The sequence below is a fragment of the Anoxybacillus sp. PDR2 genome (assembly GCF_009834045.1).
Taxonomy (GTDB): Bacteria; Bacillota; Bacilli; order Bacillales; family Anoxybacillaceae; genus Anoxybacteroides; species Anoxybacteroides rupiense.
The window spans coordinates 543,013-560,300 of record NZ_CP047158.1 but is presented as its reverse complement, the minus strand read 5'-3'; the positions used below and the strand labels follow the sequence as shown (position 1 = coordinate 560,300).

7 protein-coding genes and 1 pseudogene are annotated in these 17,288 nt (G+C 37.8%); 2 read left to right on the top strand and 6 right to left on the bottom strand.

Annotated elements, in window-relative coordinates:
- Positions 1-59: 59 nt before the first annotated feature.
- Together GRQ40_RS02675 and GRQ40_RS02670 are read right to left on the bottom strand one after the other, a co-directional pair.
- Positions 60-4,625, bottom strand: a complete 4,566-nt coding sequence (locus GRQ40_RS02675) for a non-ribosomal peptide synthetase (RefSeq protein WP_159719322.1) — start codon at positions 4,623-4,625, stop codon at positions 60-62.
- Entirely contained in the window at positions 4,622-7,828 is a 3,207-nt protein-coding gene (locus tag GRQ40_RS02670) for a non-ribosomal peptide synthetase (RefSeq protein ID WP_159719321.1), read from the bottom strand. Before GRQ40_RS02670 ends, GRQ40_RS02675 begins: the two co-directional genes overlap by 4 nt.
- A 761-nt stretch (positions 7,829-8,589) precedes the next feature.
- On the opposite strand from GRQ40_RS02670, the pseudogene GRQ40_RS02665 reads away from it, so the two are divergent.
- A pseudogene (locus GRQ40_RS02665) lies at positions 8,590-9,445 on the top strand (IS982 family transposase).
- Between the two features lie 374 nt (positions 9,446-9,819).
- On the top strand, positions 9,820-10,956 hold the full coding sequence (locus GRQ40_RS02660) for an IS110 family RNA-guided transposase (RefSeq protein WP_159719320.1): 1,137 nt from the start codon (positions 9,820-9,822) through the stop codon (positions 10,954-10,956).
- A gap of 1,370 nt (positions 10,957-12,326) precedes the next feature.
- Here GRQ40_RS02660 and rlmD read toward each other — a convergent pair.
- From rlmD to GRQ40_RS02640, 4 genes are all read right to left on the bottom strand, one after another.
- Complete coding sequence (gene rlmD / locus GRQ40_RS02655) at positions 12,327-13,709, bottom strand: 23S rRNA (uracil(1939)-C(5))-methyltransferase RlmD (protein WP_159719319.1); 1,383 nt, start codon at positions 13,707-13,709, stop codon at positions 12,327-12,329.
- A gap of 11 nt (positions 13,710-13,720) precedes the next feature.
- Positions 13,721-14,587 (bottom strand): DNA-3-methyladenine glycosylase family protein, encoded by an 867-nt coding sequence (locus GRQ40_RS02650; protein WP_159719318.1) that lies wholly within the window; start codon positions 14,585-14,587, stop codon positions 13,721-13,723.
- A 56-nt stretch (positions 14,588-14,643) separates the two neighbouring features.
- Positions 14,644-15,414: a delta-lactam-biosynthetic de-N-acetylase gene (pdaA, locus tag GRQ40_RS02645; RefSeq protein WP_370514197.1), complete on the bottom strand. Its 771-nt coding sequence runs from the start codon at positions 15,412-15,414 to the stop codon at positions 14,644-14,646.
- A 312-nt stretch (positions 15,415-15,726) separates the two neighbouring features.
- Positions 15,727-17,274 (bottom strand): fumarate hydratase, encoded by a 1,548-nt coding sequence (locus GRQ40_RS02640; RefSeq protein ID WP_066146708.1) that lies wholly within the window; start codon positions 17,272-17,274, stop codon positions 15,727-15,729.
- Between the last annotated feature and the right edge of the window lie 14 nt (positions 17,275-17,288).

Sequence of the window (17,288 nt, the reverse complement as noted above, 5' to 3'; positions counted from 1 at the left end):
CCTTTCCTAATTAAACATCGATTTTATTGTTATTTCTGTTTAATTCCTATTCAGATTATTTAATTCACAAATTGTTTTAAGCTATTTCGAAAACAGGAAATTTTTACCGTAGGATCTTCTAGGATTTTGTCAAAAACATCCAAATAATTAAATATAAGTTGGTTTATATCTTCCTCTCTAAATAAATCTGTACAAAACTCTATTCTACCCGAGATGATTTCTGAATCATCAAAAATTTCTGCAACTATATCATATTGAATAGATGTTAAATTAATAGGCATTACTTCTAATGTTAAATTATTTGAAATTTCAACTTTGCTTTTTGAGTAATGATATGTTAAGAATATTTGACATAATGGTGGTCTACTTGGATCTCTATGGGTTTTTATTGTATTTATAATTATTTCAAAAGGAACATCCTGATGAGAAAATGCTTCTAATATTGTTCTTTTAGAATCTTTTAATAATTCCAAAAAGGACCATTCCCCATCCAGCTTTGTCCTTATTGGGAGAGTATTTACAAAAAGACCAACTAGATCTTCGGTGTTATCGGTTCTTCCAGAAGCACTAGTACCAACTATAATGTCTTTCTGGCCAGTATAACTATAAAGCAGTAAATTCCATGCTGTCATGAACAACATGTACGGAGTAACTCCCTCTTTTTGTGCAAGTTCTCGTAACATTTGACTTTTTTCTCTAGAAATTTGAAAGTTGATGGATTTTCCATTGAAGCTTTGTACTTCTGGTCTAGGCTTTTCTATAGGTAATTTTATATATTGAGGTGCACCTTTTAACTTGTTCTTCCAATATAGTAATCGATTTTGAAACTCATCAGTATTAATATATTGGCTTTGCCAATGAGCAAAATCTGAATATTGAATTTTTAGTTCTGGTAAATTACAAGGATTTTTATTAACCATACTATTATAGATAGTGAAAGTCTCGTTTAATAAATTCTTAAATGATATAGCGTCTCCAATTATGTGATGAAGTGTAAAAATTAATATATGTTCTTCTTTACTTTTTCTTAAAAGCTTTATTCTAAAAATTGGTCCTTTTTCCAAGTCGAACGGCTTTTGCCCTTCTAATTGTATTTTTTGATATACAAATTCATCATTGACGTCATCAATTAATTCTACTTCCAAGTTAAATTCAGGTTCTTTTAATTTTTGTATTGGCAAACCATATTGATTAATAAAGACTGCTCTTAATGTTTCATGCCGCTGAATAATTTTGTTTATACTCTTTTCTAAAATACGAATATCTAATTTACCAATTACTTTAATTGGTAGTGACATATTGTAAACATTTGTATCTTTGTGGAGTTGTTCTTGAATCCAAATTCCTTTTTGTGCATATGACATTGGGTAACTTGCCTTATCTGGTCGCTCATGAATAATCATTTGTCTAAAATCTTTTCCAGTTAACTTATGCGAGTTGTAATTGATTAATTTCTCAATTGTCGGATGTGAGAAAACTGTCTGTATTGAAACATCAATTCCTAAATTTTTGCGCATTTTCGATACCAATTTCGCCGCTAGTAGTGAATGCCCGCCTACTTCAAAAAAATTATCGGTTATCCCGATTTTATCTGTTTCCAGTAACTCCTCCCATATTTTTACCATTCCCCTTTCAAGTACAGTCTTAGGTTTAACATAAATCTTATCTGCAGGCTGATGAAGTGTAGATGGACTTGGGAGTGCTGAACGATTTACTTTTCCGTTTGGAGTCAACGGAATATTCTCCATTTCAATGAAGTGTGCTGGAATCATATAATCGGGTAAACGCTTTTTAAGATATTTGCGAACATCGTATTGAAAATTAGCATCTTTATTAAATAACGAAACATAAGCTACTAAAGACTGATTTCCATTGGGTGTTTTATGTATTATAACTGCTAATTCTCTTACATTATTGTGTTGTCTTATTATAGACTCAATTTCACCTAATTCTACTCGAAATCCCCTTATTTTTACCTGATCATCTTTCCTACCAATATACTCAATATTTCCATCAGGGAGATAACGAGCTATATCTCCAGTTCTGTATAATCTATTTCCCTTACTAATTTCAGGTATCTCTAAAAATTTATCAGCTGTAAGCTCAGGGTTGTTAAAATACCCTCTAGCTACACTTTCTCCACCAATAAAAATTTCACCAGGTACACCTATTGGTACAGGCTGATAGTATTCGTCTAAAATATATATTTGGGTATTACTTATCGGTTTCCCAATTGGTACTGTATCAGTACTAAATTTTTGGTTAATGTTTTTCAGAACAAAATCTATTGTTCCAATAGTAGCTTCAGTGGGTCCATATTCATTTATAATGACACATGAATGTTCATAATTATAAATTCTTTCTATTAAATCAAAATGTAATGATTCACCACCTACTATTAAAAACCGTTTAGGCAGAATATATTTACCATCTTCATTAGATAATAATAACGATAAATGAGATGGAACAACCTTTAGGCAATCAATGCTATGGAGTTTAAAATATTCTGCCAATTTGCTAGTGTCTAATATTCTTTCTTGAGAAATGACATGTAAGTGCCCGCCTGTACATAATGAAAGAAAAATCGGGGTATTCCCTAAATCTGCAGCTAATGTTGATACAGTTGCATAACTAAGTCTTGGAGTTTCATTTAAATTTAGCTTAATAATCCGATCATAAACATAGTTTAGTAGCTGCTTATGTTCCACACATACACCTTTTGGTGTACCTGTAGAACCAGATGTATAAATCGTATATACTAGGTTACCAGAGTTACAATTAATTTCTAAATCCTTTTCACTCTCATTAGAAATACTATCTTTATTTTTATCCATTAGTATAATTTTATTTTTAGGTAACATAAATTTTTCTAAATATTTTTCTTGGGTTAAAACAATAGAAACTTTTGCATCTTTCACAACAAAGTTTAGTCTATCTGGTGGATGTTCAGGTTCCAGTGGGACATATGCCCCTCCAGCTTTTAATACTCCCAAAAGAGCAATTATCATGTCTAATGATCTTTCTAAGCAAATACCAACTAAACTTTCTTTGTGAAGTCCGTTTTTTAAAAGGTAGTTAGCTAACTGATTTGCACTAAAGTTTAACTCTTGATACGTTATCGATTGATTTTCATACGTAACAGCAATTTTGTTAGGGTTTAATTTCACTTGCTCTTCAAAAAGATGGTGTATACACTTTTCCTTTGAAAATTCTTTTTTAGTTCTATTCCATGTAACTAACAATTCCTTTTTTTCTTCATGTGTTAGAATAGATAAATAAGACACTTTTTTATCTGGATTATCAACAATATTTTCCAGTAAGGTAATAAAGTGACGTGTCCATCTTTCAATTGTAGATGATTTAAATAATTCATTATTATACTCAAAAACACATTCCATTCCGTTTTTCGATTCTGTTACTTCCAGAGTTAAATCGTACTTACATGTACCATTATAATTTCTAGATGTTTCTATTGTTAAATTATGCAAATTCAGTTTCTGCTTAGGAGTGTTTTGAAAAACAAACATTACTTGAAAGATTGGTGAGTAACTATTGTTCCTTTTAAAATTAACTTTTTGTAGTATTTTTTCAAAGGGTACTTCTTGATTACTTAATGCACTTGTTGTGTTCTTTTTTGTTAGATTTAATAATTCACGAAATGTTGGATTACCCGACAAATCTGTACGAAGGACCAAATTATTAACAAAACATCCTATCAATTGCTCAACTTCTTCCGTATTTCTATTCGCAATTGGAGACCCTACTATTATGTCTTTTTGCCCTGATAAGCGATAAAGTAAAATTTTAAAAGCTGAAAGGAGTGTCATATAAATAGTTGAACCTTCTTTGAAGCTAATTTTTTTTAATGATTCCGACAATTCTAATGGGATTTCAAACTTAAATAACGCGCCTTTATAACTTTGTTGGAGTGGTCTAGGCATATCTGTGGGTAGTTCTAATATTGGCAATTCCCCCCCAAGATAATCAGACCAAAACTCCAGTTTACTTTTCATTTGATCGGACTTTAATAAATCTCTTTCCCAAACACTATAGTCTCCATATTGAATAGATAAATCTGAAAGATTATCAGTTGTACCGGAGTATAACGAATTGTATATAACTGACATTTCTTCCATAAGTAACCCTAGAGACCAACCATCTGCAATAATATGATGTAAAGTAATGAATAATTTAAATTTTTCTGGAGCAACTTGAACTAATAACACTTTAATTAAATTAGAATTAGGGTCATTTAAATTAAACTGATGGTTGGCTTCTTTTTCTGCGAGAAGTGAACATTCTCTTTCTATAGATTCCTTTGTTAGATGTTGTAAATCTACATATTCAATTTCTATTTCTTGACTAGGCTTAACGATTTGTAATAATTCACCGTCATCCATTTCAAAATAGGTTCTTAATATTTCATGTCGTTCAACAATCCTATTTAAGCTTTTCGTTAAAATTTCAATATCTAAATTACCAGTGACATCAATACAAGAGGAAATATTATAGACAGATTTATTTTCTAGGATTTTATCTATTAACCACAATCTTTGTTGGGAAAAAGAAGCTGGAAAAACATACTCATGGCTACTTAAATGCTCATTAATATTTTCTCTACTCATTTTTTCACCTCATTTCGACGGATACGAGAAGATCGGTCTACCTTTTTTATTTTCCTTTCTATTTGAAAAGTGCCCTTTTTACTATCTACCAATTTAGCTAACTTTCTAATATTTGAGTTTTCTAAAAATTCTTTAAGTGAAATTTCCAAGCCAAAATGATTTTTAATTCTTAAAAGGATTCTAGTAGCTAAAAGAGAATGACCACCTAAATCAAAAAAATCAACAGTTACCCCTATATTTTTTATCCCTAGCACCTCACACCAAATTGATGTGATTTTCTTTTCTGTATCTGTTATAGGTGTTATGAATTTTGTTTCTAATTCTACAAAATTAGTATTATACTGTAATTGTTTTCTATCCACCTTCCCATTTATTGTCAATGGAATCTCTTTTAAAAAAACAAACTTCGTAGGTATCATATAATCTGGTAAATATACTCTTAAGTAATCTATTATTTTAGAAATGTCTATTTCTTTAGAATCTTTTGTTACTAAATATGCCACTAAAAAAGTTTCTTCTTGTATAGAATGGCTTAGAACTACTACCTCCATTATTCCATTAAATAATGATAATCGTGACTCAATCTCTCCTAATTCAATTCTGTGCCCTCTGATTTTTACTTGATGATCTATTCGTCCCAAGTATTCTACATTACCATCAGGCAGCCACATTGCTAAATCTCCAGTTTTATACATTCGATTGTTTGGTAAAAAAGGGTTTGAGATAAACTTCTCTTCTGTTAGCTTTTGATTATTCATGTAACCCCTTGCTAAACACTTACCAGAAATACACAATTCCCCTGGAACACCAATAGGTTTTAGGTTGTTATGTGCGTCAATAATATAAAAGTGAACATTTTGAATTGGCTTTCCAATAGGTACGGTACTTAACTCAGTATTCGTAGGGCAATGAAAAGAAGATACCTCAATTGTTGCCTCGGTAGGACCATATAGATTAACTAAGTTAATTTTTAAATGTTTATTTACTAACTTATTAAAACGACTAACATGTTTAGGTTGTAAAGCCTCGCCACTACAGAAAACAAACTTTAAGCTTTGTAAATGAGATAGTAGTGTTGAATCTATCAATACATCCAAAAAGCTACGCAACATAGATGGAACAAAGTGAATAATTGTTATTTTCTCTTCAGCAATTTTTTCAATTATTCTCCTAGGATCCCTTTCATCACCGTGACCTAAAAGGCATACTCGAGCACCTATAAACATTCCAATGAACAGTTCCCATACTGATACATCAAATACATATGGAGTTTTTTGTAATATTGTTTCATTTTCGGTAAATTGATATTGCTCGACCATCCATTCCATTCGATTAATAACTGAATGATGTTCAATCATTACACCCTTAGGATTACCTGTTGATCCAGATGTATAAATCACATACGCGAGACTTTTCTCACTATGAATTGGTTCTGGATTTTCATGATTTACATTTTCAAATGATAAAATGTCTATAGGCCATACTTCTCCAGTGAAAAAGTCTAACCGCTCTTTATAATTTTTATGAGTCAGTACAATTTTTACTTTACTATCTTTTAAAATATAATCGATACGGTTTTTGGGATAATCAGTCATTATTGGTAGATAAGCTCCACCTGCTTTTAATATTCCAAATATACCTATTATCATATCAAGGGAACGTTCCATAAAAATTCCTACAACACTATCTTCTCCAACACCTTTGGTCCTTAGTAAATTGGCAAGTTGATTTGCTTTAATATTTAACTCTTTATAAGTCAATGACGTATCATTAAATGTATATGCAATTTTGTTTGGTGTTCTTTTCACTTGTTCTTCAAAAATATGGGTCAAAGTCTTTCCTCTAATTAAAGGTACACTTGTCCGGTTAAAATCATATAATATCTTACTTTGTTCTTCTTTTGGTAAAATATTATATTCATCAAAATTTTTAAAAGGGTTTCTTAAAATATCACATATAAGTGTATACAAACGTCTATAGTGATTATCAATTTCATTTCTTGAAAAATATTCTGTCCAAAAATCTAAATCTATTGAAATTTGGCCTCTTTCTTCTCTATCATTTATGTGGATGATAAATGGATATTCTTGATATCCATTAAAATACCACCTAGTTTTGAAGTCATTCTCATTATTAATAAATTTTGAATTTTGATATGAATAAAGAATTTTAAAATAGTTTTGAATAGATGTTTTATGTTTATCTCTAATATCTTCGGCAAAAAAGTTAAATGGATATCTTTGATGCTTGAAGGTCGACAGTTGCTCCCTTTCAACTTCTTTAATGAACTTCGAAAAGTTGCAATCATGTGGAACATGTACCCTAAATGGTAATGTACTAATAAACATTCCCAATAAGTTCTTTTCTTTAGAAGAAGTCCTATTATGTACACTAGTTAATAAAGAGATATCATTTACTTCTGTAATTCTTTGAAGATAAAGGGTTAAAACAGATAAGAAAAATGTGTTTGTAGATATGTTTTCTTTTTTACAATAATCTTGAATCTCATTTGTCAAGCTATTTTCAATTGTATATGATAATCGCTCGGCTCTTAAACTTGATACAGGTTTTGTTTGATAAGTTAATGTGGTAGGTTTCTCAGGCAATTCACTGAACTTATTTGACCAATACTCTTTATCTTTAAAAAACCTTTTAGAGGAGAAATACATTAACTCTTTCTCAACAAAGTCTTTGTATGAATTTACACAATCGTTAGATACTTCCTTTCCTTGTAGTAAATAAAAATAGTTTTTCAATATTAAATCTCCAATGAGAGTCATAGTCCACGCATCCGATATCAGGTGGTGCATTTTGACATAGAACCCTGTCTCGTAATTTCCTAGCGTAAATATTACAGCTTCAATAAGAGCATTATCAAAAATATCAAAAGGTATCTTAGTTTGTTCATTTGCCCATTTATCTAATTGCTCTTCATTTATGAAATGATAAGTGGGGACTTCAATATTTTTGTAATCATATATATATTGCACAGGTCTTCCATTCTTTTCTGTAATCCGAAGACGTAATGTGTCATGGTTTTGAAAAAGAAGTTGAACAGATTGTTCTAACAACTTCAGATCCAAATTCCTTTTTATTCTCATTGATCCTGCAATAACTCCTATAGAAGTATTGGGATACAATTTTTCAGAATACCATATCCTCATCTGAGGTTGAGATAGAGGAAAATAGTTATTAGCTTCCATAATTTCACCACTCTCAATATATTCTGTTTTTTAGTTATCTCTATTACTTTTTAAATAACTATTATTAATAAACCCTTAGTTTTATTGATTCAAAGCTCTAACAGTTAATTAATTTTAGGATTGTAAATGGAAGAAGTTTATTTATTAAGAACGTTTTGCAAAAAGCATGATGAATACATAAATGCACCAGCTTAAAAGTCATACACAGTGACAAAAAACACAATTCGAGACGGCAGACATTTTTTATCTCCCATCTAACTAAAGAACATGAATTCATAGGTGATATTCTTTTGAACACATTGTTTAAATATATGGATCAGCTTTCCACCTATATGACAGGAAGATCACCCATACCGAAAAAACACTGCACAAATTTTAGACTTTCCAACAATTCTCATATATCAACTTTTTCTCAAGTTAGTAAATATTTTCAATAACAAAGTTTTTGGGGTTTCACAACCAACTGGTGACCGATTTAGGAATTCAGCAGCCTCCCATTGCCTTATTGAAAGTACAACATCGATCAGAAAAATATACCTTTTATCTCAATACTTTTAGACCACATTTTCTGTCAATATAAAATTTTAAATCAATTCACACAACATATTTTTACTATTTTTTTTTATTTTTGTCAATTTGTTTTTTAAAAAGAAAATAACTACCCGTAGTGCTAGATCAAATCAGACAAGCATAAAAATAGCCCTTGCATGAGGATCTCCTTAAAATGAAAGTGCGACCAAACATTGAAAAGGAGAATTCCCATGCAAGAGCACTTTCATTTTACAACAGATCGAGCCAAACTTCAAAAACAATATGAAGCGATTTTGTTCTTTGTATCGACTCAACTATCGAGTATCCAGATTCATCTTCAACGTCGAAATCGTCATTTGTTGAAACAGAAAGACGAAGTCATCATCACCATCCATGTCTTTGGAAAGTTGTGGGGCTTCACTTCCGAACGGGCTTGGCACTGGCTTGTGATCGGGAATTTGTTTTCCAAGGACTTGTTCCATGAACATTCTCGATACAACCGTCGCTGCCGAGCGCTTCGCTTGGCGATCAAGTGGATTCGGCACCAGCTGGCCAAACGTGGACAACACCATGCGTATGCGGTCGTGGACAGTTTGCCGGTCGAACTGTGTCATTCCGCTCGAATGGATCGCGTCAAACGATTCCTTGGAATGGTCGATAGGGGCGATTGTGCTTCCAAAAGGATCACGTTCTATGGGTGGAAACTTCACCTGCAGGTTACCGACCAAGGGCTTCCGATGGGATAGGTTGTCACCGAAGCGTCTTGTCACGACCGGATGGCCGCGGAAACCGTCATAACGCAAATTCCACATCCGTATAACCTAGGTGACAAAGGATATATCAGCCAAAAGCTTGCAAGAGAAGCTGTACGAAGAGTACCGAATCTCTTTTTGGACGCCCGTTCGAAAAAATCAGCGAATTCGCCAATCGGACGTATGGAAACAATGGCTGAAACGAAAACGCAAAGTGATTGAAACCGTGTTTTCGATTTGAGTCGATTTGTATCGGATCACCGAGATTCGAGCGAGCTCGGTTTCTGGATTTGAAACGTCACTGGATGGTACTCGCTTGTTGTTCTTAGGCTAGTTGAGTGTTAAAGCTCAACTAGCACCACGGGTAAATAATTATTAAATATTAAATTTTATGGCTATTAATCACAAAATGTACTTTACAAACAGCTGTTTTTTTGATCAAGAATAAACATCCATGAGTAAATTTTACTCCCCACCCATGCATGAAAATCAAGCCTTCCTTCCCATAATGAATATTAACGCAAACCGTTTTGAAAGACGTTCTTTTTTATGGTGGTTCGACCCTGTAGAATAAACTGTTTGAGTCCATTTGGTGCTCCACCCATTGTGAGCCCTTTCCCTATGGAAAAGGTGACTACGAACAGAAAAATGCCTAACACACAAATGGACTCTCTGTTTGCGAATTCATCCATGAAAGGAGTAAGGATGATGGATGTTCTTTATCATCGTTGCGCGGGCTTAGATGTCCACGCGGAAACCATTGTCGTTTGTGCACTAGTTGGGGAGGAAGAGCACATTCAGAAAGAAATCGAACCCTTCCCTACCTTCACGAAAGATTTGTTTCGCCTTCTGAAATGGCTAGAGGATCGTAGGATTACTCACATTGCGATGGAGAGCACAGGTGTGTATGGGAAACCGGTCTTTAACATTTTAGAGGACTACTTTGACATTACCCTTGCCAACGCGCAACGAATCAAAAATGTACCGGGGAGAAAAACCGATGTATTGGATGCCGAATGGATGGCCAAATTGTTACGTCATGGATTGATTGAAAAGGGTTTTGTGCCACCTGCGGATATTCGTGAGTTGCGGGATTTGACCCGTTTGCGCAAAAAGTGGATGGGGCAATTGACTGCAGAGAAGAACCTAATTCACAAAGTATTGGAATGTTCCAATATCAAGCTTAGCGCCGTGATTTCCGATATCTTTGGGGCATCTGGCCGGAAATTGCTCGATCGTTTAATGAAACAAGGGTATATCGAAGAGTGGGAAATCGACGCTTGCATTCACGGAAGGATGAAAGAAAAAAAGGCACAAATTCAGGAATCGCTCTTTGGTACATTAACGGCGCATCAATTGTTCATGATTCGGCAATCGTGGAAGCACATCGAGTATTTGGAAAGCTTAATTCAGGAGATGGACCATCGAATCGACCAACTCTTACAAGCGGATCAGCAGGAGTTGGAACTTCTGATGACGATCCCAGGAGTCAAAAAAGAAACGGCCGCCGTCATCATCGCGGAAATTGGCGTGGATATGGGACAATTTCCGACTTCCCAGCACCTCGCCTCATGGGCAGGGGTCGCTCCAGGCAATCACGAAAGTGCCGGAAAACGAAAAAGCACGCGAACAACCAAAGGGAATCCTCATATCAAATCGGCTTTATGCGAGGCAGCATGGGCGTTATCACGATGTAAGAATCAGCGTTTGGCGGCAAAGTTTTGGTCATTGAAATCACGGAGAGGAACGAAAAAAGCACTCGTTGCGATCGCGCACCGAGTACTTATCATTGTGTACTACATGCTTTCTCGAAAAGAACCGTTTCGAGAACAGCCAACTCACTAGTATAACCAAAAAGAATAAGAACTATACAAGATACCTAAAAATAAGGTAGCTCTGCTTTCTTATTGCCTTTTTTGGTCATTAACAGGGTGTCCCATTTGATCGAGGAATATATACCACTTCGGCCATGGTTCGTTGATTTTCACAGAAAAAAAGGCGGAATTTCCTGCATGGTAAAGGTACCAAACCATTCACCATAGGAGGAAATTCAACATGCAATCTCAGTTTACCAAAGATTTGATCACTTTACTATGCTTTCTTATTCAAGGAGAACGAAAAGAGAGGGATCGATGGACTTTTGAACTTTCCTTCTCTCTTCATTGCTCAATCTGCCCGACTGATTTCGGACGGACCACTCAAACGTTATGAAAACAAAAACAATAGGTTCATAACTATACAAATACGGTCGATTCATTTTTTGATTGAACTTCCCATAGAAAGACGACGTTGCCAAGCCTGTTTTCTGACGTTCACAGTTTCTTATACGGGACTTCCGTCTAACCGGCATCGCGACGCAATCGTTTCAACTTTTGGGTTGCTCAGATATTTATCGGAAAAAACGACTCAAGAAGTCACTCGTTTGTTACAACTCTCCTACATGACAGTAGAACGGTAGAACGCTAGTTTTATCAATCCCCCGGCTCATCGAATCCCACAGTAAGTAATAGGTATGGATGAATTCGTTTTTCCAAAGAAACATCATGACGGAGTAGCGGTGATGGAAGCACAGACTCAGTTGACGGGATTCGATATACACAACGCTTCACTTCCTGTATCAATTCTTCTCGACACTCTTGTCTAGCATTTTTAAGGCAATTACGCCACTTAATAATAACCTCTTAGAGAAACTTTCAATACTTCGCACCTTTTCCCCAATTGGTAATCGAAGCGATGTTCATGGATATATGATACCAAGAACGGTTGTGCCCTGCCATTCGACTCTTCCGTACTTGGTTTTACATCCCCCCTCATCCAGTTTCTTTGTAATAACATAATCGCCGATTCCGACCACAAGGCAATCGAAAGGATAATAGCGTAAATCCTGAAAGCATATATCCATGATATGTAAACAGATAAAGACCCCTTTCGCGAGGGGCCTTCAATTTTTCAGCAGGATGAAGCTTGCAAAACGTCAAAGCCCTGCAGCTCTACTCAATTAACAAGTGGCTCTCACTAAGCAACCAATGACTCTCCTGCATCGAAATATTCAATTGAACTCATTTAGTGAATGAATATCTGTACGCACCCGACGTCCAAATCCAGGGCCCAAACACCAGAACCCCCCATTTTATTTTTGAATGCCTTATTTTTGAAGTCGCTGCCGTCTGCAGTAACAGCCATAAACCGCGCAAAGTATTGAAAATAAAGGATTTCTACGTATCAACTCGTTGCATTGCTACCACACACTCCACATGCGCGGTGTGCGGGAACATGTCGACGGGCTGGATGTAGTCGACTTGATACGTTTTGGATAGCCGGTCAATGTCGCGCGCGAGGCTTGATGGGTTACAGGAGACGTAGACGATTTTGGATGGCTTGACCTGAAGAATGGTGCGCAATAAAGCTTCGTCACAGCCGGTGCGCGGCGGGTCGACGATCACCACATCAGGGCGCCAGCCTTCTTTCACCCACTTTGGCAGAATATGTTCTGCTTTTCCGACCGTATATACCGCGTGGTGAAATCCGTGGCGCGCAGCGTTTTTGCGTGCATCCTCAATCGCTTCACGAATCGTGTCCATTCCGCGCACTTCCCCGGCATCTTTCGCGAGCCAAAGCCCGATCGTCCCGACACCGCAATATGCATCAACCACTTTTTCGTGTCCTGTCAGCCTTGCTGCTTTTTTCACTTCATCATAGAGCTTGACGGTTTGCACAGGATTCAATTGAAAAAAAGCGCGAGCCGAGAGCTCGAATGAAAGATCGCCAAGCACCTCTTGAATGTACTCTTCCCCTTCAAGCAAAAATGTCTCTTCGCCAAAAATAAGCGATGTTTTCTGGCCGTTCACGTTTTGCATGATCGACTTCACCTCCGGAAGCCGGCGCTGAATCTCTGAAATCAGCAGCTCTTTTCGTGGCAGTTCTTTTTTGGCGGTAATGAACACAAGCTGCACTTCTTTTGTGTGAAAGCCAACTCTGACAACAATGGTGCGCACAATTCCCGTCCGTTTCCGTTCGTTGTAAATCGGGATGCGTAAATCCTCTAAAATCGTTTTGACGATCGCCGTTACTCGATTTGTAGCTTGATGCTGGATGACGCATTCCGCGATATCAATTAATTGATGGGAGCCCATTCCATACAGACCGGCAATGACGTTTTCATTCCGCTTTCCGACTTGAAATTGGCTTTTATTGCGGTAATGCCATGGGTCTTCCATGCCGATGGTCGGCTTGATCTCCAACGCTTCCACAGGAATGCGGCAGTGTCGTTCAAACGCTTGGATGACAATATCACGCTTCGCCTCAAGCTGCGCTTGATAATCGAAATGCTGAAGCTGGCAACCGCCGCACTGCTCGTAAACGGGACAACGCGGAGTGACGCGATGAGCGGACGGTCTGCGTATTTTTTTAATCTTCGCCTCAGCGTATTTTGGATGAATAGTTGTCGCCTCTACCACGACCTCTTCTCCTGGAAGCGCTCCTGGCACAAAAACAACCTGCTTTTTAAAATAACCGACTCCTTCCCCATTGATGCCAAGCCGCTTAATCGTCAACGGAAACTGTTGTCCTTTCTGAATGGTAATCGCTGTTTTCCCCATGCTTTCAACTCCTATTCGATGCTTCTCCATAAATACAGCGAGGCATAGCTTAAATACGGCTCCCATTTTTGAGCAAGCGCCTCCATTTGCTCTGGAGAAGGCTTGGTTTCTAAGTGAAGTAATTTTTGAATGGCTCGCTGCAGCCCGATATCGGCTTTTGGAAACAGATTAGGGCGTCCAAGTCCAAACAAAAGAAAATTTTGCACTGTCCATGGACCAATGCCGCGAATCGGGAGCAGCATGTTGGCCACTTCCGCGTCCTCCGCATGCCGCAGTTCGCCCAAGCGCAGCTTCCCTTCCACCATCAGCCGCGATGTATGGATGATGTATTCCGCCTTTTTACCGCTGAGTTGCAATGACCGCAGATCATCATAATGAAGCGCGGCAATTTTCTCGGGCCGCGGATAAAACCAGATTCCCTCTCTTTCCGTTCCAAAAGCTTTCACAAACCGTTCGGTTAAACGATAGGCCACTTTTAAATGAAGCTGTTGGTGAATAAAGCACTTCATCAGACAAAAATAAAGATCGAAGTCCAAAATGAGCGGTGTTCCTTCATGCTCAAGAAACAGCTCGCGCAATTCTGTTTGCAAAAAATGTTGGTGAATCGGCGCAAGCGGCACATTCAATTGGAAAATATCAGAAATTCTTTTGACAATTTCCTCCTTCAGCTCTTCGTGTTCCGCTTCAACCAAAAACGCCGGATTGTTTTTATCACCGATGCTTTGTACGAAAACCGCCACTGGAACATCACGGATATAAAGCGGTACAGCCAGTCGCTGTCGTTCAACATCGGCCACTGTGAGAGGGTCTAACGCCAACCTTTCCAATACGCGTGAAAAATCATAAGGAGCGCTTACTTTTATGTGTTGCTGCCACATGTCCGTTCCTTCCTCTTTTCTTTCATTATACGAAACAAAACCCTTTGAACAAAAGCTCAAAGGGTAAAGAGCAACGGATGAAAACGCATTTTTTCTGCCATTAAGTCATCGAGACTTTTAAAAGTATACCCTTGCTTGCGCAAATCATCAATTACTTTGGCAAGCGCATCCGCATTATCTTTAGAAACGGTATGAAGCAAAATAATCGCTCCTGGATGAATTTGCTTCATAATCTGATCATAAGAATATTTCCAGCCTTTTTGCTGGTCGGTATTCCAGTCGACAAAGGCAAGCGACCAAAAGACATGGTAATAGCCGAGCTCACGAGCGACGGCCATCGTTCGCTCACTGAAAATGCCCCGTGGAGGACGAAGGTACATCATGCCTTTTTGTCCTGTCAATTCCGCTGTTCTTTGCCGTACGGATTCCAATTCTTTGCGCAGGCGCTCATCGCTTACTTGCGTTAAATCAGGATGATGCCAAGAGTGATTACCGACGATATGCCCTTCTTTCACCATGCGTTTGACCAAATCAGGCGCCGTTTCTAAATAATGTCCTGTCACAAAAAAGGTGGCTGGTACCCTCTTTTGCTTAAGTACATCTAAAATTTGTGCCGTATAGCCATTTTCATATCCGTTATCAAAAGTTAAATAAATCTCCTTTTTTTGCGTATTTCCTATATAAAAACCATCGTATTTGACAAGCAGTTCGCTCCATTCCTTTCCGGCAGACGGCGGCTGATGATCTTTGCTTTTGGCAAATCCCCAATGAATGGGGGTATTGGCAGTTGCGTAAGCCGTCTGTGACATGAGCGGAATGGCCACCATCCATAAAGATAAAAATAAAACAAGTCGCTTCATTGTTTCTCTCCCCTAAAAATAAATTCGCTATAATTAGGGTTTTCTTTATACGAGCTGCTTAGTCAATCCATTTTCTTCAAAAAAACCGCTAGCGTTGATCGCTAGCGGTTCAGACTGTTATCAAACACTTTCATGATGCTTCCTTGATTCGTTTTCTCGCTCGGCTGTGTTTCTTATCGGCCAAGCCTTGTCAAGTTAGGACGATCAGGAATGGATGATGCGTAAAGTGGTTACAGACAAGCTCAACATGGATTTTGTCTACACCCTTGTTTTTTCCGCTTATTTAAATACCGGCTCTTTAAATTGCGCCAATGTTTCTAATGATGATTTTTCTACATCCTCGTGAAGGCTGTTGCCATGAGAGTCCATTGTCACGACAGCGGTAAAGTTTTCCACTTTCAAATGCCACATCGCTTCCGGTATACCAAATTCCAACAGATTGACACCCTCGACCGATTTGATACAGTCCGCATAATATTGTGCTGCTCCACCGATCGCATTTAAGTAAACGCCGCCATGTTCTTTTAATGCGGACAATGTTTTCGCTCCCATGCCGCCCTTTCCAATCACCGCGCGAATGCCGAATTTTTTCATAATGTCACCTTGATAAGGTTCCTCGCGAATGCTTGTTGTCGGTCCTGCCGCCTTCACATGCCATTTGCCTTCTTTATCTTTCAGCATAACCGGACCGCAATGATAAATAATTTGTCCATTTAAATCAACCGGAGCATCATGATCCATTAAATATTTATGGATCGCATCACGTCCTGTATAGATCATGCCATTAATGCGAACCACATCGCCGACTTTCAACTGGCGAATCTGCTCTTCTGTAATCGGCGCTTCGAGCACAATTTCACGTGATTCTCCCACTCCTGTCGAAGCTTTTTCTTCCACCTTCTCTAATTCTTCGGCAAAATCCACATCTTCTCCGTCTTGATAGAGCCATTCTTGAATTTCCCCTGTTTCTGGATGAATCTTCACTCCAAGACGACGGAATGCCCAGCAATTATAGGCAACAGAAACGAAGAAGCTAGCCGGAATACGATGCATCACACCAATTTTACAGCCAAGAAGCGTCGTTTCACCGCCAAATCCCATTGTGCCGATGCCAAGCTTATTAGCATTTTCCATAATATATTCTTCTAACTGGCGAAGTTCTTCGTTCGGATTGACATCATCCACAGAACGAAAGAGCTGTTCCTTTGCCAGATCATATCCGGAAGAACGGTCGCCGCCGATGCCAACACCGATGAATCCGGCACTGCATCCTTGGCCTTGCGCTTGATATACGGAATGCAAAATACATTTGCGGATTCCATCTAAATCGCGTCCGGCTCGTCCAAGTCCTTCCAATTCGCAAGGCAAGCTATATTGAATATTTTTATTTTCACAGCCGCCGCCTTTTAAAATGAGACGAACATCAATATAGTCCTTTTCCCATTGCTCGAATTTTATGACTGGGACACCTACTCCTAAGTTGTCGCCGCTATTTTCTCCTGTTAGCGAATCGACGGAGTTTGGCCGAAGCTTTCCATCTTTTGTCGCTTGCACGACCGCCTGGCGAATCGCCTCTTTCATTTGAATTTGATTCACTCCGACAGGAACCTTAATTTTAAATGTTGGCAGCCCTGTATCCTGACAGATAGGCGATACATTTTCATCAGCCATTTTTATATTCCCAGCAATGGTCGATAGAGCCATTGCGGCACGAGTTCCGGCATTTTCTCTTGCTTTGGCGCGAGCGATGGCCCGCCGAACATCTTTTGGAAGCTTCGTTGATGTCTCAACAATAAGCTGGTACATACTTTCTTGAAATTTTTCCATCCTAAACGCCCCTT